Source organism: Streptomyces sp. NBC_00203 (assembly GCF_045206325.1).
Classification (GTDB): domain Bacteria; phylum Actinomycetota; class Actinomycetes; order Streptomycetales; family Streptomycetaceae; genus Streptomyces; species Streptomyces lutosisoli.
In genome coordinates this window covers 6,396,919-6,419,414 of sequence record NZ_CP108126.1, presented here as the reverse complement: position 1 = coordinate 6,419,414, position 22,496 = coordinate 6,396,919, and the positions used below count along the sequence as shown (strand labels likewise).

General features: G+C 68.6%; 21 protein-coding genes and 1 pseudogene. 4 read left to right on the top strand and 18 right to left on the bottom strand.

Going from position 1 to position 22,496, the window contains the following annotated elements; all coding sequences use genetic code 11:
• Window positions 1-24 precede the first annotated feature (24 nt).
• The 11 genes from rplW to OG975_RS28735 form a co-directional block, all read right to left on the bottom strand.
• Window positions 25-441, bottom strand: a complete 417-nt coding sequence (gene rplW / locus OG975_RS28785) for a 50S ribosomal protein L23 (protein WP_190037503.1) — start codon at window positions 439-441, stop codon at window positions 25-27.
• On the bottom strand, window positions 441-1,097 hold the full coding sequence (rplD, locus tag OG975_RS28780; protein ID WP_362511807.1) for a 50S ribosomal protein L4: 657 nt from the start codon (window positions 1,095-1,097) through the stop codon (window positions 441-443). Before rplD ends, rplW begins: the two co-directional genes overlap by 1 nt.
• Window positions 1,098-1,102: 5 nt before the next feature.
• On the bottom strand, window positions 1,103-1,747 hold the full coding sequence (gene rplC, locus OG975_RS28775) for a 50S ribosomal protein L3 (protein ID WP_369261333.1): 645 nt from the start codon (window positions 1,745-1,747) through the stop codon (window positions 1,103-1,105).
• Window positions 1,748-1,764: 17 nt separating this feature from the next.
• Entirely contained in the window at window positions 1,765-2,073 is a 309-nt protein-coding gene (rpsJ, locus tag OG975_RS28770; RefSeq protein WP_003948644.1) for a 30S ribosomal protein S10, read from the bottom strand.
• A 443-nt stretch (window positions 2,074-2,516) separates the two neighbouring features.
• Window positions 2,517-3,692: a hypothetical protein gene (locus tag OG975_RS28765; protein ID WP_406332289.1), complete on the bottom strand. Its 1,176-nt coding sequence runs from the start codon at window positions 3,690-3,692 to the stop codon at window positions 2,517-2,519.
• A 203-nt stretch (window positions 3,693-3,895) separates the two neighbouring features.
• Window positions 3,896-4,369: a hypothetical protein gene (locus OG975_RS28760; protein ID WP_406332288.1), complete on the bottom strand. Its 474-nt coding sequence runs from the start codon at window positions 4,367-4,369 to the stop codon at window positions 3,896-3,898.
• A gap of 17 nt (window positions 4,370-4,386) precedes the next feature.
• Window positions 4,387-4,851 (bottom strand): hypothetical protein, encoded by a 465-nt coding sequence (locus OG975_RS28755; protein WP_406332287.1) that lies wholly within the window; start codon window positions 4,849-4,851, stop codon window positions 4,387-4,389.
• Between the two features lie 53 nt (window positions 4,852-4,904).
• Window positions 4,905-5,447: a hypothetical protein gene (locus OG975_RS28750; protein WP_406332286.1), complete on the bottom strand. Its 543-nt coding sequence runs from the start codon at window positions 5,445-5,447 to the stop codon at window positions 4,905-4,907.
• 437 nt (window positions 5,448-5,884) lie between these two features.
• Complete coding sequence (locus OG975_RS28745; RefSeq protein WP_406332284.1) at window positions 5,885-6,235, bottom strand: hypothetical protein; 351 nt, start codon at window positions 6,233-6,235, stop codon at window positions 5,885-5,887.
• 154 nt (window positions 6,236-6,389) lie between these two features.
• Window positions 6,390-6,641, bottom strand: a complete 252-nt coding sequence (locus OG975_RS28740) for a DUF397 domain-containing protein (RefSeq protein ID WP_406332283.1) — start codon at window positions 6,639-6,641, stop codon at window positions 6,390-6,392.
• The gene (locus tag OG975_RS28735; protein ID WP_406332282.1) at window positions 6,638-7,486 is read right to left on the bottom strand and encodes a helix-turn-helix domain-containing protein; all 849 of its coding nucleotides are present in this window, start codon (window positions 7,484-7,486) and stop codon (window positions 6,638-6,640) included. The genes OG975_RS28740 and OG975_RS28735 overlap by 4 nt, the downstream gene beginning before the upstream one ends.
• A gap of 140 nt (window positions 7,487-7,626) precedes the next feature.
• Between OG975_RS28735 and OG975_RS28730 the strand changes: the two are divergent.
• From OG975_RS28730 to OG975_RS28720, 3 genes and pseudogenes are all read left to right on the top strand, one after another.
• Window positions 7,627-8,090: pseudogene (locus OG975_RS28730) on the top strand (ATP-binding protein).
• A 233-nt stretch (window positions 8,091-8,323) separates the two neighbouring features.
• Window positions 8,324-9,190 carry a helix-turn-helix domain-containing protein gene (locus OG975_RS28725; protein WP_406332281.1) on the top strand — a complete coding sequence of 289 codons (867 nt, stop codon included), beginning with the start codon at window positions 8,324-8,326 and terminating at the stop codon, window positions 9,188-9,190.
• 39 nt (window positions 9,191-9,229) lie between these two features.
• Window positions 9,230-10,111: a hypothetical protein gene (locus OG975_RS28720; RefSeq protein ID WP_406332280.1), complete on the top strand. Its 882-nt coding sequence runs from the start codon at window positions 9,230-9,232 to the stop codon at window positions 10,109-10,111.
• 69 nt (window positions 10,112-10,180) lie between these two features.
• On the opposite strand, the gene OG975_RS28715 is transcribed toward OG975_RS28720, so the two are convergent.
• The 5 genes from OG975_RS28715 to OG975_RS28695 form a co-directional block, all read right to left on the bottom strand.
• Window positions 10,181-10,477 (bottom strand): hypothetical protein, encoded by a 297-nt coding sequence (locus tag OG975_RS28715; RefSeq protein WP_369261323.1) that lies wholly within the window; start codon window positions 10,475-10,477, stop codon window positions 10,181-10,183.
• A gap of 19 nt (window positions 10,478-10,496) precedes the next feature.
• The gene (locus tag OG975_RS28710) at window positions 10,497-10,682 is read right to left on the bottom strand and encodes a hypothetical protein (protein ID WP_327430983.1); all 186 of its coding nucleotides are present in this window, start codon (window positions 10,680-10,682) and stop codon (window positions 10,497-10,499) included.
• 92 nt (window positions 10,683-10,774) lie between these two features.
• Entirely contained in the window at window positions 10,775-15,262 is a 4,488-nt protein-coding gene (locus OG975_RS28705) for a hypothetical protein (protein WP_406332279.1), read from the bottom strand.
• Window positions 15,263-15,372: 110 nt separating this feature from the next.
• Entirely contained in the window at window positions 15,373-15,846 is a 474-nt protein-coding gene (locus OG975_RS28700) for a hypothetical protein (RefSeq protein WP_406332278.1), read from the bottom strand.
• Between the two features lie 684 nt (window positions 15,847-16,530).
• Window positions 16,531-16,779 (bottom strand): hypothetical protein, encoded by a 249-nt coding sequence (locus OG975_RS28695; RefSeq protein WP_406332277.1) that lies wholly within the window; start codon window positions 16,777-16,779, stop codon window positions 16,531-16,533.
• Between the two features lie 224 nt (window positions 16,780-17,003).
• Here OG975_RS28695 and OG975_RS28690 point away from each other — a divergent pair, with 224 nt between their 5' ends.
• Complete coding sequence (locus OG975_RS28690; protein ID WP_406332276.1) at window positions 17,004-18,230, top strand: cytochrome P450; 1,227 nt, start codon at window positions 17,004-17,006, stop codon at window positions 18,228-18,230.
• A 6-nt stretch (window positions 18,231-18,236) separates the two neighbouring features.
• Here OG975_RS28690 and OG975_RS28685 read toward each other — a convergent pair whose 3' ends face one another.
• A complete protein-coding gene (locus OG975_RS28685) occupies window positions 18,237-19,301 on the bottom strand; it encodes an endo-1,4-beta-xylanase (protein ID WP_406332275.1) in 1,065 nt (354 codons plus the stop codon).
• Between the two features lie 46 nt (window positions 19,302-19,347).
• Window positions 19,348-22,371, bottom strand: a complete 3,024-nt coding sequence (locus tag OG975_RS28680) for a glycosyl hydrolase 115 family protein (protein ID WP_406332274.1) — start codon at window positions 22,369-22,371, stop codon at window positions 19,348-19,350.
• Window positions 22,372-22,496 lie beyond the last annotated feature (125 nt).

Sequence of the window (22,496 nt, the reverse complement as noted above, 5' to 3'; positions counted from 1 at the left end):
CGATATTCGGACCAGGGCGCTCCGTTAGGAGGCCTGGCCGAAGATGTCGATACGGTCGCCCTCAGCGAGGGTCACGATCGCGCGCTTGCTGTCAGCACGCTTGCCGAAGCCCGTCTTGGTCCGCTTGCGCTTGCCCTGACGGTTGATCGTGTTCACTCCGGTGACCTTGACCGAGAAGACCGCCTGGACGGCCTGCTTGATCTGGGTCTTGTTGGCCCGCGGGTCCACGACGAAGGTGTACTTGCCCTCGTCGAGAAGCGCGTAGCTCTTCTCGGAGACGACCGGCTTGAGGAGGACGTCACGGGGATCCGTGAAGCTCTTGCTCAGCGGCGTCTCTACGGTGTTCTTGCCCTCGGTCTCGTGGCGCTTCGCCTTGGCGACGCGTGCGACCTTCTTGGCCTTGGCGGCCTTCGAGGCAATGCTCGGGTGACGCGTAGCCATCAGGCTTCGCTCCCTTCGGTGTCAGCGGCCTGGGGGCCAGACACGAAGGACTCGAAAGCGGCCTGGGTGAAGACCACGTCGTCCGAGACGAGAACGTCGTACGTGTTCAGCTGGCCCGGCTCCAGGATGTGGACCTGGGGCAGGTTGCGCGCGGAGAGCAGCGCGGCCTCGTCGGAGCGCTCGATGACCAGGAGCACGTTCTTGCGCTCCGAGATCTTGCCGAGGAAGCTCTTCGCGGCCTTGGTGGAGATGGTCTCGCCCTCGATCACGCCGGTGATGACGTGGATGCGAGCGTTGCGGGCCCGGTCGGTGAGGGCGTGGCGCAGGGCCGCGGCCTTCATCTTCTTCGGGGTCCGCTGCGAGTAGTCACGCGGCGTGGGGCCGTGGACGACGCCACCGCCGGCGAACTGCGGCGCACGGGTCGAACCCTGGCGCGCGCGGCCGGTGCCCTTCTGGCGGTAAGGCTTCCTACCGCCACCGCGGACCTCGCCACGACGCTTGACCTTGTGCGTGCCCTGACGGGCAGCGGCCAGCTGCGCAACGACGACCTGGTGAAGCAGCGGGATGCTGATCTTCTCTACATCGAAGATCTCGGCCGGGAGCTCAACGGTCCCAGCGGTGTCGCCGGAGGGCGACAGAATGTCAATGGTGCTCATAGTCCTTAGGCCCCCTTGACCGCGGTGCGGACCAGGACGAGGCCGCCGTTCGGACCAGGAACCGCGCCCTTGATAAGGAGCAGGCCCTTCTCCGCGTCAACGGCGTGAACGGTCAGGTTCTGGGTGGTGACCCGCTCGTTGCCCATGCGACCCGCCATGCGGAGGCCCTTGAACACGCGGCCCGGGGTGGCGCAGCCACCGATGGAGCCGGGAGAGCGGTGCTTGCGCTGGGTGCCGTGACCGGCGCCGAGGCCCTTGAAGTTGTGACGCTTCATGACACCGGCGAAGCCCTTGCCCTTGCTCTTGCCGGTCACGTCCACCTTGACGCCGGCCTCGAAGGTCTCGGCGGTGATCTCCTGGCCGAGGGTGTACTCGCTGGCGTCAGCGGTACGGATCTCGACGAGGTGACGACGGGGGGTGACGTCGGCCTTGGCGAAGTGGCCCTTGAGGGGCTTGTTCACCTTGCGAGGGTCGATCTCGCCGAAGGCGATCTGGACCGACTCGTAGCCGTCGGTGTCGTTCGTGCGGACCTGGGTAACGACATTGGGCCCGGCCTTGACGACAGTCACGGGAACAACACGGTTGTTCTCGTCCCAAACCTGCGTCATACCGAGCTTCTCGCCCAGGATGCCCTTGATCTGCTTAGCCATTCTCAGATCACCGATCCCTAGAGCTTGATCTCGATGTCGACACCGGCCGGGAGGTCGAGTCGCATCAGAGAGTCAACGGTCTTGGGCGTCGGGTCGAGAATGTCGATCAGGCGCTTGTGCGTGCGCATCTCGAAGTGCTCGCGCGAGTCCTTGTACTTGTGCGGCGACTTGATGACGCAGTACACGTTCTTCTCAGTGGGCAGCGGCACCGGGCCTGCAACCGACGCACCAGTGCGGGTCACCGTCTCGACGATCTTCTTCGCCGAGGAGTCGATGACCTCGTGGTCGTAGGCCTTGAGCCGGATGCGGATCTTCTGTCCCGCCATGGCTACTCAGTAGTCCTTTGTCTAGTGAAAACGCTCTGGAACCCGGGGGTTCGCGTCCTGTCCTCCGACCCACGCGGTCGGGTGTGTCGCGCTCCTGCCGCACAGATATCCGTTACGGATTTCCCTGCGAGGGACGCGGCTCGCCCGAAAGCAACCGCTGGACCGGGGGCAAAACACCCACCGGGTGCCTGGCCTGCACCCCGCTGACACTTCCCGGAAGATTCCCGTACGTCCGCCCCAGCGCTGCCTTACGGCAGTTGAGGCGACGAGTACTGTGGGACTCGCTTCCGGTCCTCCCGACGGGAGGCGCGCAGCATCGGCACTCGACCGAGCAACTCCGACAGTCTGCCATATGCGACAGGGGCCTGGCCAATCGAGCCGAGGATCGTACCCCGAAGGTGACGCACGTCAAACCCTGTCCGCCGCGCGTCGGCGCGGGGTGCTCAGCGCAGCGAGGGGTGCAGCTCCTCGCGCACGGCCCATACGTCCGGCCCGCCATCCGTGCCGCTGCCCGACAGGATCGCGGCGCCGAAGAAGGTCAGGAAGCCCGACAGCGCGGCCAGCCCCGCCGCGGCGAGCACCGGCACCAGGCCGAGCAGGTACGGAACGGTGGCGAGCAGCGCGGCCAGGAGGACCGACAGGAACCCACGGTACGCGGCCGTGAACCGGGAGGGCCGCGGCGCGGGCACGGCCGCGCGGCCCGGCTCGGTGCTGTGTACGGCGGCGAGACCCGGCTCGGTGTCGCCCGCGCCGGCGGCTTCGCCGCGCAGCCAGGGCCGCCAGTCCTCCTCGTACATGCACCCCCACACCACATGCCCGCTGTCGGTGACGAACGCGGCGGGGAGGATCATCCGCCGGTCGGTGGCCGCGATCTCCTTCCACCGGGTGTGCCAGCACAGCCATCCCTCGTGCCCGGCCAGCTGGGATGCGGCCTGGGAGAGGTGCTTCTCCCCCGTGGCGATCTTGAAGTTGACGCCCTCCATCGCCCTCAGCCGCGCCGGCCGGGCATCGCCCGCGCCGTCCGCCTCCAGTTCCAGCCAGCGCGAGACGGAGACGTCGGTCTTGCCGACGCCGGTGCGGGCGGGGCTGCGGTAGTTCTCCTGGACGGCGCCGGCGTTCCGTACCCGTACGGCATGGACGCGCCCCGCGGCGGCGTCCTCCCGCAACAGCCGCTGGGCGGCGCCGAGTTGCCTGCCGAGCAGGCCGATGCCGTACAGGGAGCCGACGACGGCGTAGAGCAGGGTGAGGGCGCACAGGGCGCTCGCGGCCAGCGACCCGCTCTTGCCGTAGTCGGTGCCGTACGCGACCCGCGCGGCGGCGTACGGCGCCCACATGAGCAGATAGGCCCCGGCGACGTATCCCCAGTCCCGCCGGATGGGCCCGAGCGCGGCGGGCACCCCGGCCGGCGCCCCCGCCGCCACCAGCACCTCCACCGGCGGAGCCGCGCGCACGGCGAGCACCCAGCCACCGGCGAGGACAGCGGCCAGACCGAGCGGGACCAGGGCGTCCAGCCGCGGCGTCCCGGCCGCGTACCGCGCGACCCCGAGCACCATCCCGACCGCGGCACACACCAGCGCGGCGCCCCCGAGGGCTCTGGCGAACGGAGTGGATCTACGCATACGGGCTCCCCCTGACCGTGGCGTGAACATGCCGTGAGGCATTCAGGGGGAGACGGTACGACCGGAGGCTGTGCTTCCGCGGGGGGGGTGATGATCACGGCATGGCAACGGTGCGGGGGCGGTGACGGCGGGTGGATACGGCGGGCGGTCACGGCGGGTGGCAGTCCCGCCGGGCGTCACAGGGGCCGGCGCGGGCTACCGGCTCAGGAGCAGCGGCCGCGCAGGGCCTTCCAGGCGTCACTGACCGCGTACGCGGACTCCAGCCGCCAGGTCTCCAGCTTGTCCTGCACCTTCGACACGACCTTCCAGCACTTGAGCCACAGCGGCAGCTGCCGGAACGGCACGTAGTCGAGGGTGTCGTTGACGGCGTTCACGGCGATGCTCATGCGACCGGGGCCCTCTGCCCGCAGCGCGGCGTACAGCTCCGGCGTCAGCTCACCGTTGAGCCGCGCCGCGATGCCCGCCGCGGTGAACGCGAAGCCGCGCTGTGCGACGTCCGGCAACTGCATCGCGCGGACAATCCGCGGCGAGGCCTCGGTCAGAGAGCAGTTGAAGGCCAGCCCGATCGCGGCGGAGCCCAGTGGGCCCTCGCCGCGTTCGTACGCCGCGTCCCACTCGACGGGGTCGTCGAAGCGCAGCAGGCTCTCGTCGCCGTCCCAGTTCCACCCGGACACCATGTTCGCCTCTCCCGATGTCAGCTGCGTCGGCGCAGGGCCCGCCATACGTCTTCAACCGTTTCCCCGGACCGCAGCCACCAGCTCTCCAGCTTGTTGCGCACAGTCACAAGCACCCACCGCCGCTTGAACCACGGCGGCAGCTTCCGAAACGGTACGAACCCCAGCGTGTCTCTGATGGGGTGCTCGGCGACACCGCCGGGCCCCTCGGCTCGCAGGGCCGCGAACAGCTCCGGGGTCAACTCCCCATTGAGCCGGGCCGCGTGCCCCGCTGCGGTGAACGCGAACCCCCGCTGACCGGCGTCCGGCAGCTGCATCGCCCTGACAATCCGGGGCGACGCGTCCTCCAGCGAACAGTTGAAGGCCAACCCGATCACTGCCGTACCGAGATGCTGCTCACCACGCTCGAACGCGGCGTCCCAATCGGCGGGATCGTCGATGCCCAGCAGACCCTCGCCGCTTTCCCAGTTGTATGCGGACGTCATAGCGGACTCCCATTTGCAAATCGGCGGCCATACGGCACATCGGCCCTCACTGCTCAGTCCCAGGGCTCGCGCACCGGCTTGCGCTTCCACCACTCCCCGAGCTCGGCCTCGGGCTTCCCCTTCGTCGGACGTACCCAGGGGCGCAGCGAGCGTTCTGGGTCAGGGGTGCTCGCTGTGCGGAAGCGTGCGTCCAGCCGTGCCAGCAGTCGTCCCAGGGCACCTTCGCGCAGCTTCGCGGGGAGAGCCTGCATCAACTCCTCCAGCGTGTCCCGGGAGTCGAGGTCGTTGTCGTAGGCGCTGATGGGATAGAAGTCCTCGCTCGACCAGCCCGGTTCCATCCGGCACACCACGCGTTCCCAGGAGGCGAAGCGGTCCGCCACCGAGTAGACGGGAGCCGTCATCTTCTCCCGCAGCTGCGGCGCGACCCGCGACCGCTCCAACTCCAGCCGCTCCGCGTCCCGGTCGGCGATCGCCTCAAGGGCCCGCTCGGGCAACTCGGCCCACACGGCCCTGGTTTCCGGCGCTGCCCAGAAGACGTCGCACGGTGCACGCTTCCTGCCCCGCCGTGCCCGGCCGCGCTCCGCTTCGCCCGCCAACCCATTCACACCTTCAGCTGTTTCGGGAAGTACTCGTAGCCGTCATCGGGCTGCTCCCGGCGTGTTGGTCATCAGGTCCTCCAAGTGCTCCGGGACGTCGCACGTCACGTGTGTACAACTGGGCCACCGGCATGAGCGGTGTCGGGTCCGTGTCGACTAGCCAGGGCGCATGCCGTCCTCGCTTGAGCGAGCGGAGGGTCTCGAATTCCTCGTCTGTCGGCCCTTCGGGCTGACCAGGCGCCGGCTGCCTGCTCCACACCTCGGCAAGGATCTTCCGACGCAGACGGACATCGCTGAGGCGCTCGCCGAACCGCCGCCCTCTCCCTGCCGACGGATCCCCGGGCCGACAACGAGGTCGAGCCATCGGGGTGGTACGACAGGAGGTCCTCAGGATTCTTCCGTCATAGCTTGAGACGCACTCCAGTGGTGCAAGCGGATCAATCGCCTAGCTCGTCCGGGAGAGTCCATACCGGCGAGTCCCTGGGCGGCGCAGGACGGACCGGCAGCTGTTCGAAGTCGATGCCCGCGTCCGCGTCCGCGTCCCCGGTCGGGAGCCTGTACTCGTCGTCGGGGAGGTAGTACACACCGTAGGCCCAGAACTCCGGGAACTCATGGGTCATGAGGTTCTGTTCGAGAACGCTCATCTCTTTCTGCCCATACCTCTCATTGATCCTGGCAACAGCCTCGGCCCGAGAGATCCCGCAGTGCTCCACCAGCACGTCCACCATTTCCCGAAAGTACTCGAGCATCCCCTCGTCGAGAGGGATAAGGAATTCTTCGGTACTCATGAGCTCGGCCCCCACCACGCGATGAACTGTGGCCCACCACCCGCAGGCCCCACCGGCGCAGCACGGCTGCCGCTCTGTCCGAATCGCCGGCCCTCTGCTCATGCATCCGCCAAGTCTCAGCCAGGCGGGGGCCGTTCACCAGAACGCGTCAGCGTCAGCTCTGCGAGGCGTACGGCAGGAAGGCCGCCCATGTGGTGGGGGTGACCGTGAGGCAGGGGCCTTGGGGGTTCTTGGAGTCGCGGAGGTGGATGGTGGTGGGGGTGGGGGCTATCTCGACGCAGTCGTTGCCGTTGCTGCTGTCGCTGTAGCTGCTCTTGAACCACGCCAGCGCCACTTCGACGCAGTCGCCGGGTTCGCTGCTGTCGCTATAGCTGCTCTTGAACCAGCGGAGTTCCGGGGCGGTCATTGTTCTCCCAGCACTTGCTCGATGAAGGCCAGCGACTCCCTCGGGGTGAGAGCCTGGGCCCGGATCATGCCATACCGCAGTTCAAGGATCCGCAGGTCTTTGGGGTCCGAGACCGGGCGGCCGCTGAACGCGCCTTCGGAACGCCCGACCGCCGTGCCGTCGCCATACTTCAGCACCTGGATCAGACCCTGCATTCCGGCGTGATCCTCTCGATCGGTCGGCATGACTTGAAGGGAGACGTTCCTCAACTGCCCCACCTCCATTAGGTGTTCGAGCTGGCGGCGTAACACCATCTTCCCTCCGATCGGGCGCCGCAGCGTCACCTCCTCCTGGATAAAGCTGAGCGCGGGAGCAGGTGACCGCTCAAAGATCGCCTTCCGGCCCATGCGCGCTGCTGTCTCTCGCTCAACCTCACTCGCCGAGAGCGCGGGCTGACGCGTCTCGAACAGCGCCTGCGCGTACTCCGGCGTCTGCAACAACCCATGGATGTTGTGGTTGCCATACATCAGCAGCTCGACCGCACGCTCCTCCAGCAACTTCAGCGCTCGCACCTTCTTCGGATACCGAGCCTTCTCCATGTCCTCCTTGCAGGCCTTGAGATGCCCACCCGCGTTCAGCACCTCATCCGCCCGCTCCAGAAAGTCCGCCCGAGGAATCCGCGCCCCTCGCTCCACCTTCCGGACCTGATCCTCCCCGTACCCGATGGCCCGCCCGAAGTCGGCGACCCGCATCCCCGCCGCCTCCCGCCAGAGCCTCACCTGCCGCCCCGTCGACTCCACCACCGGAGCGATCTCGTCCTCCGGGCTGACATCCCACCCTGGCTCGTCCGTTCCCTCGCCACTCATCGCCACCCACCTCCAACGCGCAGCCGTACCCGTACGACCCCCAGGACAGCCAAGACAGAACCGGACAACGGCAGGACAGTCACCGTACGCACAGGCATCATCACTGCTCAGCGTAGGCAGCTTCGGCCACGCTGAGTCACATGAACGCCGAAACCACCGTCGCCGCACGCGAGTTCACCGTCCAGCTCTCCGCCACGCCGCGCGGCGCCCGGCTGGCCCGACTGCTGGCTACGGAGCAACTCCGTGAGTGGGGACTTCCGTCCGAGGAGGCGGCCCAGGTCGTGCCGAGCTGGCGGCGAACGCCGCGACGCATGGGCGCGTATCCGGAAGGGACTTCCACCTCGCGGTTACGGCGACGGAGAGCGCCCTCCGTGTCGAGGTGACCGACACACGGGGTGACCGACTCCCCGAGGCTCAACGGGCATTCTCCGAGGGCGAGTCCGGGCGCGGGCTTGTGCTGGTCGAGGCGCTGGCGGATCGCTGGGGCGTGACGTCCGGCCCGGCGCCCCGCAAGACGGTCTGGGCCGAGCTGCTCCTCGTACCGGAAGTACCGGAAGTACCGGAAGGGGCTCTCACCGGGACGCGGTCCGGCACGTCCCGGTGAACCGGGAAGCGGTCGGTCGCGACATCAAAGTCTTTCAATCCCCCAGGGAGAAAAACCCTCCCAACCCCACCAGCCTCCCGTCACTCGCAAGGGTGACGATCACCAACTCGGCTGGATTTTCTGCCCGTTGGCACGCATATGCTCACGACCACAACCGCAGACATGCGACGGCCCCCGGCCGGGACTGGCATCCCGATCGAGGGCCTGACCACCGAGGAAGTAGGAGCTTCCCGATGGATACGCAGAACCCTAGCGCGCCCCCGTGCGCCCAGGCCCGGATTCCGCGGGGCGTCACCCACATCAACGTCCGCCACACCACCCGCTACACGGTCATCGGCAACCACCTCGCCCAGCACCGCGAGTTGAGCCTCACCGCGATCGGCCTCGCCGTCCACATCCAGTCGCTGCCCGCCGAGGCCCGCGTGGACATCAAGACGCTGGCCGCCCGTTTCCCCGAGGGCGAGACGAGGATCGCGGCGGCCCTGCGGGAGCTGGAGGCGCACGGCTATCTGTCCCGCACGCGGGAGCGGTTGCCGAGCGGGCGGGTGGTGACGCACACGGTGTCGTACAACCAGCCGAGGGGGCTCCACAACCCGGCCACTCGGCCCGCTCCGGAACCCCGGCCCGCTTCCCCGCCAAGGTCCGCACCCGTCCCCGTACGGCATGCCCCCGAGGCTCTGCCGCAGGCGGCACCCCCACCGAAGCCCGCGCTCCCCGTACCGCACAGCCTCGACATGGACGGCCACCGCACGGCCACCGCGCTCCTCGCCGGGCTGCACCGCGACGACCCCCGCCTCCTGCTCCCCGAGCGCGACGTACACCGCCTCGCCCCGGCCGTCACCGCCTGGCTGGAGCGCGGCGCCGCCCCCGAAGCCGTACGCCGCACTCTGACGGCGAGCCTCCCTCGCGAGCCCCTGCACCACCCGGCGGCCCTGTTGGCCCACCGCCTCACGGAACTGCTGCCTCCACCCCTGCCCGCGGCTCCAGTGGTCTTACGCCCGCAGCCCCTCCAGAACTGCGAGGGCTGCGACCGCGCTTTCCGCGCCCCAGCCCCTGGACGCTGCCGCGACTGCCGGCCCCGAGTTCCCGCAGCCGCCTGACGGGCAACGTCAGCCCCACGAAAGGTTCCCGACAGCACTATGGTCAGTTCCCCGCATGAGGCGATGCACAGGATCTTCCAACAGGACCCCGGCGTCTTTGTCCGCGCCGCCAGAGCACTCGGGGTGCCGTTCGCCGACCCCGTCTCCACCTCGCCCTTACCGACGGACCTCACCGAGAACCGTCCTCTCGAGCGGCGCGTCGACACACTGCTGCGCATCGACACCGCCGACTCGGGCAGCTTCGTGCTCGCCGTTGAGGCACAGGGGAAGAGAGACCCGGACAAGCCCGCGAGCTGGGCGTACTACCTTGCCTACCTGTACGCGAAGTATCAGTTGCCTCCGGTCCTGGTCGTCGTCTGCCGTGACAGAGGCACGGCCGCCTGGGCCGCCCGGCACGTGCAGATCGGCCCTCCCCAGTGGCCCTCACTCACTCTGCGGCCACTCGTCCTGGGGCCGGACAACGTCCCCGTCATCGACACCCCCGACGAAGTCGCCCGCGACATCCCTCTGGCGGTTCTGTCAGCGGTCTTGCACCACAGCGATCCGGAGGGCGGTGCCATACTGAAGGCACTGGCAGTCGCCCTGAAGGACCTGAAGGAACGCGACGAGAACAGCGCGGACATCTTCATCGAACTCATCGCACAGGGCCTGGGCAAAGCTCCGGGCGCAGATCTGTGGAGGCACCTCATGGCCGTCGACCTCTCCTTCTTCCAGTCCCCTCTGGCCGAGGAAATCCGGGATGAAGGCAGGGCCGAAGGAAGGGCCGGAGCCATACTGCGAGTCCTGGACCGCCGTGGGATCGACGTCTCGGACGAGGACCGTGAGCGCATCGCGTCCTGCGACGACCTCGACATGCTGGACCGCTGGCTGGATCGGGCCATCACCGCCACATCGGCGTCCGAGGTCTTCGTGGAGGACTGAGCCCCGACCTCCGTCTGGAGCACTCCCCCGCGACAGCTCACGCCCCGCGCCCGATGGTGGTTTCTTGGCTCATCGCGGAGCGCGGGCCCGGGACTCCTGCCGCTTTCTGCGAGCCGGCTCCGCGAGCCCAGACGCTTCGACGATCGCTCTGAGTACCGAGACGGCTACGGAGATCTCGAAGAAATCGCCGACCATGTAGTGGAAGTCACGGAACTCCACCGCGCAGACCGCACCGAGCGCACCGCAGTAGAGCGCGGCCCAGAACCCTCGCCATCTGCGCATCGGGTAGATGACCAACGGTACGAACGGCCATACGTACGAAGTGGCCATGAGTGCCACCGCCAGTGCGACGACTATGACAGTCACGCGTCTTCGGCCTTTCGCATCACAGGGCTCCGGTCCCCACGAGGATCCAGACCGTGACCAGCACGGCGGGGAGGAAGATGAGGCCGCTCGCGAATACGAGTCCCATTTTCCACGAGTTCCTGTCGGCGATTTTCACGCACAGCAGGGTCATGGGGGTCAGGTACAGGAACAGCGGGACGAATATGAACAGGAATCCCGCTCCCACGACGCACCTTTCTGTCTCACCGAGGCATTGCCCGCAACGGACACAGGGGGCCGGGCCTGTGGCCCGGCCCCCTGTCATTCAATCATCCGTGGTCACTGCGTCAGGTTGGTCGTGAACTTGACGCTCGAATCGTCACAGTGGACGACGCTCGACGGCCGGTTTCCGGGACCGTCGCCGAAGACCGGGACAGGTGCGTCCACGCTCCACGGGTTACCGCCGCTTCCTCTGTGGAAGGCATCGCAGCTGGCGAACCCATTGCCGTTGGGAGCGCTGGCGGGGAAGTTGGAGAAGTTCTTCCAGTCCCCCACGTGCACCCGGCCGCCGGCCGGACGGCCGAGGTCGTCCGACATCTTTCCGTCGATGTAGACGTAGAGATCGGGCATGTAGCTCTGCCACACGAGGCCATTGCTCGGATCCGCGTCATTGTTCGCCTGCAGGTGCGTCGGCTTCACGGAGCCGTCCGCGCAGAACGCTGCGGCGATGTCGTGCCAGATCGGCGGCGCGTTGCCGATCATGCTGCCCCACATGTTGTTGTTCCACTCGCCGGAGTTCTTGAAGAACATCGAGTAGATGTCCCCCGCCGCCCGGCGCACCGAGAAGTTGGTGTCAGGGCTGGCGTTGACCTTGTCGAGCCAGGCCTTGACGTTGTCGTTGATGGACTTGTGGCCGACCATGGCGCGGTATCCGTGGACGCCTCCACCCACGGCACGGAAGTCCACGCAGGTGTTGTCCGAGTTCAGACGCGCGCCCCTGAAGTGCGGGAAGTACGCCTGCCCCGGCGTGTCCCCGTCCACGAGCGGATCCGCGGTGTAGGTACGCCCGTACTCCAGGGCGTCGGGGGTCGTGTAGGTCAGGTCGGGGGCAGCGATGTGGTAGTCCGCCGAGATCGCCTTGATCAGCTGGGTGACGAAGACGGGCAGGTGGGCGTTGCCGACCCGGGCGTCGTAGCTCGCGCTCTCGCTGCCCGGGATGATGTGTCCCGTGTCGTCCTTCACGAACGTCACGTCGACATCGCTCTTGATCTTGTAGCTGTTCGCGTCCTGGTACGCCTGGTCAGGAGAGGCCGACGGGTTCGGACGGATGTTGGACATGCCCATCCACATCGGAATGGACATCGACGGCACCGATCCGTCGGCGTTCGGCGTGTACCCGCCGGCCTTGACGTCCTGGTACCACTGTTTGCCCGCGTCATAGGTCTTGGGACCCACGCACTCGTCCTTGTTCGCTTCGTCCGTGCACCGGGGCCACCCCGTCAGCCCCTCCGACGACACGGAGTTGCTGGCGGCGCCATCCCACAGCGGGCCGCCGTCCGTCCCGTGGGAGAGCTCGGTCGCCCAGTCGTAGAGCGACTTCTCCGACCGGATGGGCGTGTTGAGTTCGGTGACCGGCCAGTTGGAGTTGAGCTCCTGGTTGGGGTCGAAGACCGAGGCCGCGGTCAGGGTGCGGTGGACGAACGTGCCCTTCACCGGCTGGAAGGCGATGGCGCCGTAGGCGACGTCCTTGTCCGCGGACCCGGTGGGCGAGTAGTTGGACAGGGAAACGGTCGGGGTGCTGTTGAACTTGAAGGCACCCAGCGAGACCCACTTGTTGTTGTTGCCGTCCTGGTTGACATACCGGTCGTAGGGACCGCCGACGGCACCGCTGATCTCGTAGTGGGCGCGCTTCTCCTGCGCTCCGGTGTCGGGGACGTGCACCCAGACCTGGGCGAGGTCGAAGCTACCGTTCGGGATCCACGTGCCGCGGACCGTCAGCGGGCCGGAGGTGGTGCCGCCCAGATGGTCGGTGTCGCGGCTGTGCGCGTACCAGAAGTGACCGCCGTAGCCGCCGCCTATCTGGTGCAGGTCGGCCTTGGCCTCGTACTGTCCCTGGACGTCCGCGTAGAACGTGAAGCGGAAGGTGCCGTCGGATTTGACCGCGCCGCAGTCGCTCCAGGTCGGGGTGCCGTTCGGTACGGAGGCGACGACCGTGGCGCCCGACGGGGCCCCGCTGCACACAGGGGTGCCGTTCTTCAGCCGGTAGCCGCGGCCCGGCTCTGCCACGAGCGACTGGTACTTGATGTTCTCGTTGCCGCAGGTACTGGAGCAGTCGTCCTTCCACGTCGCGTTCGACTGGTTCCACCAGTACTTCTTGTAGCAGTCGGCGTCCGGGCAGTCCGGGGGACTGCTCGGGTCACAGTTGTTGTTGCTGTTGCAGAAGGTGCTCTTGGACGGGGAGACCCAGGAACGCTGGATGTTGTTGATCCACCAGGCGGGGCGGAAGCCCACCGAGGAGAACCCGGACTCGCCCGCCCAGTCCTGGCGCCCGGAGGTGGCGTAGGAGAATCCGGTGTCCGTGGACCAGGCGGCCCAGCCCATCACCTTCTCCTCGTACGGCCAGTCCTGCGGGTGTGCCGCGTCGTGGTTGGCGTTGGAGTCGACGGTGGTGTCCATGAACGGGTTGTCGTTCTTGTACACGGGGTTGGCCGGGTTGTTGTACCAGCCCAGGCCCCACGAGGCGCCGGAAGCACCGGGCGGGTTGAAACCGAGGTTGTAGTTCCAGACGGCGGTGAACCAGTTCTCCACCTTCGACGGGTCGTCGTTGTTGACGGTGACCGTCTGCCCGGCCTTGTGCACCTCGTTCCACTTGTCGGCGAGGATCTTCATCGACGCGGCGATGTTGCTCGCGTAGTCGACAGCGACGATCTTCTGCTTCGCCGGGGAGAGCGCCGTCTCGTGGTCCTTCTCGTGGCCTGCCATGCGCATGCCGTCGGTGACCTGGCCCACGCCGTAGCCGCAGTCGGACTTGTCCCAGTGGATGTTCCAGAAGTCGGCGACCGTGCCGCCGGTCTTGTGGCCGTAGTAGCCGTCCACCGCGGCGAGCGGGCTGCCCATCTGGCCCGGGACCGCGCCGGATTCGGCCTGCCACAGGTTCGATTCCTGGGACAGGATGCCGAGCAGGACGTTGACCGGGATCTGGGCGCCGGTCTTGCCGTCCAGCGTCGGCCGGGGGAAGAGGCCCTGCGGGTCGACGGTTCCGAGACCGGCCTGGTCGCGGTAGCCGCCCTGCCGGATCCACCCGGAGGTGAGGTTGCCGCGTACGGCCATGTCGGCGGCCCACTCGACCTGGTTCGAGGTCGGCTGGAGCGCCTGCGCGCTGACGTCGTTGCGGGAGATCGAGCACCAGCGGTCCGGGTCGGTCGGCTCGTGCGCCGGGTCCGAGGCCGTGGCGGTGGTGGTGAGGGCTGTGCGTTCCATCTGGGTGCTCAGCCCACCCGGCGCGGTCTCCGTGACCGGCTTGGTGCTGCCGCCAAGGGCGGGCGAGGGCTCCTCGGTACCCGCCGCCGTCTGCGGCGCCACCTGCTGGGTCACCTCGGTGCCCGTGGTGGTGGCGGTGGAGGTGATGGTGGTCGGCGCCGTCTTCGCCAACGTCTTCGGCGGTACGGCGGACTCGGCCGCCGCCTTGCCGTGCTCGGTCTGCGAGGCCTTGGTGAAGCCGCGGCCGGCGTTTGCGATGCGTTCCAGGCCGGCCCTCATGCCGGGCATGAGCACGGGGTCGACGGCGAGCCGGCCCTGCGTGGAGACATCGGAGTCGGCGGGCGCGTCGAGCCGGGTGATGCCCGTGCCCTTCGTGTGCACGACACCGGTCGTCTTCCCGGTCAGAAACGCCTTGCCGGGAGCGCCGGGGGCGAGGTCGAGCGCGCCGGGAGCGCCGGAGGCGACCGTGGCCGGCCTGCCGTGACCGCGCCAGATCTTCGCCGTGTGCTTCTTGTTGCCGCGCTCGACGAAGGCGATTTCCTTGCCACGGGCGTCGAGCGGCCGGATGTCGAAGGCGACCGCGTCGACGGACGTCACCTTGCTGGTCTTCCCGGCCTTGCTCTTGCCGGTGTCGCCGAGTCGCACCAGATCGCGGCCGATCGCGCCGATGGCACCGCCGGTGACCGGCGCGGCCGAGGTGACCTCGCCGTGCACCGATGCCTGGGTCAGCTGCTTGCCCGCCGTGTTCACGGTGACCACACGGGTCTTCACCGCGGCCGGGTCGTTCATGTCCCGGTACGCGGTGAAGGCGGCCGTGTGGGCGGAGGTGTTACAGGTCGGGTCGAAGTACGCCAGCGAGGCGGTGAACCCGAGCTTGGTGACCGCGCCCGTGCTGGTGTTGACGATCGCCGTGAATGCCCCGCCCTGGAACAGGTCGGGCTTGTTCGTGAAGGTACGCGGCGCGTAGACGACGGCCGCGTGGTCCCGGTCCATCAGGCACTGGTTGCCGATCCAGGAATCGGCCGGCATCCCGGGCTCGGCAAGGATCGCGGCGGTCTTCCACGCGTACGCTTCCTTCGAGTCCGCCACGAGAATGTGCAGGCCGTCGGCGTCGGCGGCGGCCGTGACGGCCCGGTCGGGCGAGGACTTCCACCCGGTGCCGAGCTTCTTGCCTGGATCCTTGACCCGGCCGGATCCTGACGGACCCGGGGTTGCGGAGGCCGAGCCGGGTTGCGTGTTGTGGCCGGACCTGGGTTGCGAGTCGGTTCCGGCGTCCGGCGCACCGAACGCCGGAGCGGCACTCAGCAGGCCACCGCTCAACGCGGTGCACGCCGCTATGACGACCAAAGGTCTATGAAGTTTTCGCCTGGGTCTCAAGGCTGAAGTTCCCCGATTTACTTGAGAGTTCGGATCCGCGATGCCGCCCGCCGGGTCAGGGCGGGCAGCCGGTCGGGCGGTCAGGCGCAGTCGGACGAGCTGCTGTCGACGGCGAAGACGTAGCCGCCCTTCCAGTTGACGAGGTTGGAGGTGCCCGCGTCGTTCTTCATCAGCGCGGAGATGCCGACACAGCGGCCTCCGGTCGCGAGGGTGCTGCTGTACACCGGACCCGCGTACTCCGAGAAGGTGCCGTGGTCACGGTCACCGGCCGCCTTGTTGTCACCCGGCCACATCTGCAGGTCCATGTAGTTGGCGGCGCCGCCCGTGTTGTTGTCGAGGATCGCGCAGGCGCTGTTGCCCTTCATGTAGAAGAAGAGCGTCGCGTAGCGCGTGGTGGCGTTGGGCAGCGCCTTGGCGTCGGTGAACTCGTACCCGGTGCCGCAGACCGTCGCGGAAGCGGCGGCCGCCGGGGTGCTCGGCACGGCGACTCCCATCGCGGCGACGGCTGAGGCGGCTACGGCGAGGCGAGTCAGGTTCCTACTGAATGCAGACATAAGTCCCCCTGGAATTAGTCGTGTTACGGAGCATCTCCACGGCGGGACGAGGACTGGCCTCCCCGTTCAAATCCCCGTTCGAATGAAGACGTCGGGACTGTAGCCACCCAGACTCTTCACAGGCAACGCATAAAATCCTGCGCGCCGGACAGGGGCAACGCCTGAAAGTAGCGAACTCGTTGTAGCCCGATCGGATTTCACTCAAAATTTCAACATGCGCCCCGTTTGGGTAGCTACTCTCCGCGACCTTTGCATGTGCAGTGACGTGCACCACAACATGCAACGACTCAAACCCCGCACCGAACAAAGAGATACCTCGCCCATGGCATCAACCACAGGCGAGCAAAGTTCAGTTGACGAGGAGTCAGACCTCGGAGGCGCGGCCATTGAACGCACCGTTGGATCGTCCGACCGCTTTGCCCCCGCTCGGGCGCCGCCAAAGGCGCCCAAACCGCCGTCGCTCCACGTGAGTTCACCGTCCAGCTCTCCGCCACAGCGTGGTGCCCGGCTGGCTCGGCTGTCGGCGATTGAGCAACTCCGGGCGTGGGGGCTGCCATTCGAGGACGCGGCACACGTCGTCGCGGAGTTGGCGGCCAACGCGGCGACGCATGGGCGCGTCCGGGAAGGGACTTCCACCTCAGCCTTACGGCGACGGAGAGCGTCCTCCGCATCGAGGTGAACGATTCACGGGGTGACCGACTCCCCGTACCGCACACCCCCGACCTGGACAGCCACCGCACGGCCACCGCGCTCCTCGCCAGCCTGCACCGCGACGACCCCCGCCTCCTTCTCCCCGAGCGCGAAGTCCACCACCTCGCCCCGGCCGTCACCGCCTGGCTGGAGCGCGGCGCCGCCCCCGAAGCCGTACGCCGCACTCGGACGGCGAGCTTCCCTCGCGAACCCCTGCACCACCCGGCGGCCCTGCTGGCCCACCGCCTCACGGAACTCCTGCCTCCGCCCCTGCCCGCGGCTCCAGTGCTCACCCGCCGGCCCCACTCCAGAACTGCGACGGCTGCGACCGCGCCTTCCGCGCCCCAGCCCCTGGACGCTGCCGCGACTGCCGGCCCCGAGTCCCCGCTTCGTGGAGGACTGAGCCCCGACCTCCGTCTGGAGCACTCCCCCGCGACAGCTCACGCCCCGCGCCCGATGGTGGACCCATGGCAGAAGAGACCATCACCCTGGCCGAGCCGCCCCTTCCGCCCGTTCATGACTGGCCCGTCGGGCATCTGGACGGGACCGAGTTCGAGCCGGTGCTCGCGGAGCTGATGAAGGAAGGGCCGCTGACGCGGATCCGGCTTTCTCATGGGGAGGAGAAGTGGGCGTGGCTGGCGACGCGGTACGACGACGTGAAGATGATCACGAACGATCCGCGGTTCAGCCGCCGTGAGGCCTCCGTGCGGCAGTTCACCCGGCTGGCGCCGCACTTCGCGCCCCGGCCCGGGGCGCTGGCGTGGGCCGACCAGCCCGACCACAACCGGCTGCGCCGCGCCGCCTCGACCGCGTACACGGTGAGCGCGGTGAAGCGACTGCGCTCCCGCGCCCAGGAGATCCTCGACGAGCTGGTCGACGCCATGGTGCAGGACGGGCCGCCCGCCGACCTGGTGGAGCGGGTCCTCGAACCGTTCCCGATCTCCGTCGTCTGCGAGATCATGGGCGTGCCCGCCGACGAACGGCAGAAGGTGCACACCTGGACGCGGGAGATCATCTCCATCGCGGGCGGCGCCGAGGCCTCCGAGCGCGCCAAGAAGAACCTGTTCGGGTGGATCACGCAGGCCATCCGCGACCGGCAGGACGGCGACGGGGACGACGTCCTGTCATTGCTCAGCGGCGCGGTGAAGAGCGGTGAGCTCAAGGAGGAGGAGGCGGTCAGCGTCGCCGGCCCGCTCCAGATCGGCGGCGAGGCGCTCACCAACAACAGCGGCCAGATGTTCTACCTCCTGCTGACCCGGCCCGACCTGATGGAACGCATGCGCAACGACCCCGCAGCGCGCCCCGCGGCCATCGAGGAGCTCCTGCGCTACATCCCGCACCGCGCCGCCGTCGGCCTGCCCCGCGTGGCCCTGGAGGACGTCGTGATCCAGGGCATCCGCATCCGCGCGGGCGAACCGGTCTACGTCTCCTACCTGGCCGCCAACCGCGATCCGGACGTCTTCCCCGACCCCGACCGCATCGACTTCGACCGGGACGCCGGCGCACATGTGGCGTTCGGCAACGGGGCGCACTACTGCACGGGCGCCGTCCTGTGCCGTATGGGTATCGAGATGCTGTTCGACACCCTGTTGCCACGCTGCCCGGACCTCCGCCTCGCCGTGCCCGCCGACGAGGTCCCCTTCCGGCAGCGCACCATGATCCGCGGCCCCCTCTCCCTGCCGATCGCCTGGTGACCGGTCTCACCGACCAGCTGCCAAGCCCTCCCGCACCGCCGCGTACGCCGGCTTCGTCACGAAGTCCTCGTCCATCAGGGTCGCCGCGCCCTGCCCCGCGAAGACGCCCGGCACCCACGAGTACTTGTCGGTGTAGCCCCAGACGGTGAAGGACGTGCAGCTACGGGTGGAGAGGCAGGCGTCCAGCAGACCGCGGAAGTACGTCGCCTGGGTCGCCAGCTTCTCGGCGTCCACGGGCAGGACCATCCGCACGTCCACCTCCGTGAAGGCCGTCTGCATGCCCAGGCCGGCGAAGCGGGCGAGGTTGTCGGAGACATCGCCCGGGAAGCCGTACTGAATGCCCAAGTGGCCCTGGATGCCGAACCCTTGCACCGGTACGCCCTCGGCGCGCAGCCGGCTCGCCAGCTCGTAGTACGCCGTCGACTTCGCGTTGATCCCCTCGACGTTGTAGTCGTTCAGGAAGAGCTTCGCCTTCGGGTCGGCCGCGTGAGCCCAGCGGAAGGCGTCGGCTATGTACGACGGGCCGAGCTGCTGGAGCCAGATCGAGTTCCGCAGGGTGCCGTCGTCGTTGAAGACCTCGTTCACCACGTCCCACTGGTAGATCTTGCCTTTGAAGTGCTTCACCTCGGTGGTGATGTGGTCGTGCAGAATCCCTCTCAGTTCCGCCGCGCCGATCGATCCGTCCGCGACCCCCGTCGTCAGCCAGCCCGGCAGCTGGTTGTGCCAGAGCAGGGTGTGCCCGCGTACGGCCTGGCCGTGGTCCCGCGCGAAGCGCACCAGCGCGTCCGCCTGCGACCAGTCGTACGTCCCGCGCTGGGGTTCGACCGACTCCCATTTCATGACGTTCTCGGCCGTCACCGAGCTGAACTCGCGGGCGGTCGTACGGCGGTACGTGGTGTCGTCGGCCAGCGCCGTCATGTTCACGGCGGTGCCGATCCGGATGTCCGCCCGGTCGGCGAGTGCCCGGAGCGGGGCGGGCTGCGAGGAGTGCGCCGACGCCGACTGCGCGACGCCCGTGACCAGCAGAGCGGCGCCCATCAGGGCGAGTGCGGGCATGCGGAGGTTCTTCATGTGCGGTCCTTTCCGTAGGTACGGCGATGGGGGTGCGGGTCGGTCGTCAGCCGACGCGGTGGCTCTCCGGCGGACCCAGGTACGTCGGTGTCAGCCCGCCGGTGTCGATCACCAGGCGCTGGAGCACCACGGTCGGGTCGACCGTCCAGAACGTCAGGCGGTGCACGCCGGGCGCCGTGATCGTGTGCCTCGTCGACGTCGCGTTCACGTTGTCCGAGGTGTGGCGCGCCCACTGCTTGTTCATCAGGCCGTCGTCCGCGCCGGTGACCGCGTGGATGTCGACCGTCTGCGGCTCGGCGTCGTCGAAGGAGAGCGCGTAGCGCAGGCCACCGGTCGCGAGCGCCGGGTTGCGCGGGGACACGTACGCCCAGACGGTCACCGCACCCGGCGTCAGTACGCTCACCTCGTACTCCAGGCGGGGCGAGGCCGCACGCCCCGGAGCCTGACGGGCCGCCGTGACCGGGAACGGTGTCATCCCCGCCCCCGTACGGCCGATCCGTTCGATCCGCTGCCAGGTGCCCACGGCCCGCGTGTAATGGTCCGCGTCCACCGCGACATACCCGCCCGCCTCCACGAATCCCCGCAGGCCACGCGGCGACGGATGTTCGGCGATCACCGGTACGGCTACCGCGGCATCCGCGCCGCGCACGGTGATCTCCGCCTCCGTACGGCCCAGGGGCGCCCGCGACCAGTCCGCTTTCACCACGGCCCGCACCTGGTCCGAGACCCTCCCCCGCGGGCGGTCCACGGTGATCCACGGCACCGACACCTCGATCCGGTAGTCGAAGGCGTCACGGCCCCGGTTGAACACCTCGATGTACGACGCCGGGCCCGTCCGGTACGGGTTCAGCACGACCGTCTCGTCCAGGGAGCCGTCGACGGCCACCCCCAGCTCGGCCGCGTCCGGAAGCGAGATGCGCCGCACGGCGGGGAACAGCACATCGGGCAGTGCCACGTTGTTCAGCTCCGGCTGCTGCCACCCCGCGTTCGCCCCGTACCGCTCCACATCCCCGTAGTCGATGTGCGGCTGCGTCTGGAAGCCACGCCATTTCCCGCCCGCCACCTGGGAGTTGAAGCGCTCGGCAAGGGCCAGGTCCTTCGCCAGGCCGGCCTCCGCCGCTGCCGCCAGGCCGTTCGTCGCCGCCCGGCCCTGCTCGGCGTACCGCAGGTTCGTGAACTCCGCCTCCCGCAGCTCGTACAGGTTCGCCGTCGCCAGCACCTCGTACCCGACCAGCTCGAACCACGCGTCCTGCGCCGACTCCGGCAGCCGCCGCGCGATCCGCCCGGCCCGCGCCGCCAGCTCCCGCCACTCGTCCGTCACCCGCTCCAGCTCGCGCCCGTAGAAGGGGGTGGCCCGGTCGTCGTACACGATGTCCGAACCGCTCCCCGTGATACGGCGGTTGAGCAGCTCGGGCTTCCGTCGCGACTGGAGTTGCCCGTATGTCGCCAGTACGTCCGCGATCTCCGAGGCCTGCGCCGGGCCGAAGTTCTGCCGGGCGTACCGGCGTTCCCACTCGCCGAGCGACGACAGGTCCCAACGGTCCGGATTCCAGGCGTAGTCGAGGAAGAACTCGGTGGGCAGCTCATTGCCCTTGAGGTCTCCCACATTCGTGACCCACAGCCCGTGGTTCCCGTACGCGACGGCCTGGTGGAGCTGGTCCCACAGGTTCGGGAGGGAGGTGGTGTCCACCCACTTGTAGTTGCGGCCGGCCCCGACGTAGTCGAAGTGGTAGTACAGGCCGTAGCCGCCGGTCCGCGCGGGCTCGGCCGGGTCGGGATGCTTGCGGATGTTGCCCCAGTTGTCGTCGGTGAGGACGACCGTGACGTCGTCCGGCGCCCTGAGCCCGCGGTCCCAGTAGCGCTGGACCTCCTTGTAGAGCGTCCACACCTGCGGGACCGAGGCCGGATCACGGCCGGTGACCTCGGCGATGATCTCCCGCTGCGCGTCGATGATCTCCCGCATCAGCTCGACGCCGTCACCGTCCGGCAGGCTCGTGTCGCCGTTGCCGCGCATGCCCAGCGTGACGACGCCCTCGAAGTCCTGGTCGGCCATCCGCCGGATGCCCTCGCGCCAGTACGCCTTGATCGCGTCGGCGTTGCGGCGGAACGACCACTCCCCCGTACCGCCGTACGGGTCGTGTCCCGGCGTCACGACGGCTCCCCCGCTGTCGCGCACGGCGGGTACCGCGTGCCGGTTCCACTCCTCGATGCCCCGCATCATGGGCGCCTCGTGAGACGTGCCCATGACAATGCCGTACTCCTTGGCGCGGGCATGGTTCTGCGGGTCGTCCTCGGCGAAGGCGCGGCCCCACACCGCCGGCCACAGGTAGTTCGCCTTCAGGCGCAGCAGCACCTCGAAGACCTTGGCGTAGAAGTCCGCGGTGAAGCCGCCGTCGTGGCCGGGGGCCTTGCCGGGGCCGAAGTACGCGGGCGCCCAGGTGCCCAGCGCCGGGTTCTCGTCGTTGACGAAGATCCCGCGGTACTTCACCACCGGCGTGCCCTGGGTGTGCCGCCCCGGCAGCACGTAGAGCGCGTCACGGTGGACCGGGCGTACGTCGTCCCACCAGTACCAGGGCGAGACCCCGATGCCGTACGAGACGTCGTACGCACCGAAGATCGTCCCGCGCGGGTCGCTGCCCGCGACGACGAAGGCCCGGTCGACCCCGGGCATCGGCCGCTCCACGACGGTCTGCAGCGAGGTCTCCCACTTCCCCCGCACCCCTGTGACGTCCAGCTTCCCGGAGGCGACGAGCCCGTCGATCAGCGGGCTGCGCCCGATCGTCCCGACCAGGACGACCTCACGCGCCATCGCGTCACCGGGCCGCACGCCCGTCACCCGTTCGATGTCGTCCCGGAGATCCCCCGCTACCCGTACGACTCCGGGGTGATCCTCCGGGGAGACCACCACCGGGGCACCCACGAGCGAGAAGGCCCCACCGGTGAAGGAGATGTACGCGCCGGGGTCGGTGGCCCGCGGCCCCGAGTCCGCCGCCCACGCCACCCCCGACAGCACCGGCAACCCGGCGATCCCGGCACCGAGAACGGTTCTGCGGCTGACGTCTCCAGACATGCCTCACCCCTCGCCCCGACGGCGTACGAATTTGCTCAGCGGCATGACAAATAGTGGAGGGAGGGTCACGTGGGGGGAATGGGTCGTCGGCGTCGAATAGTTTCGGAGCACCCTCGGGGCACCCC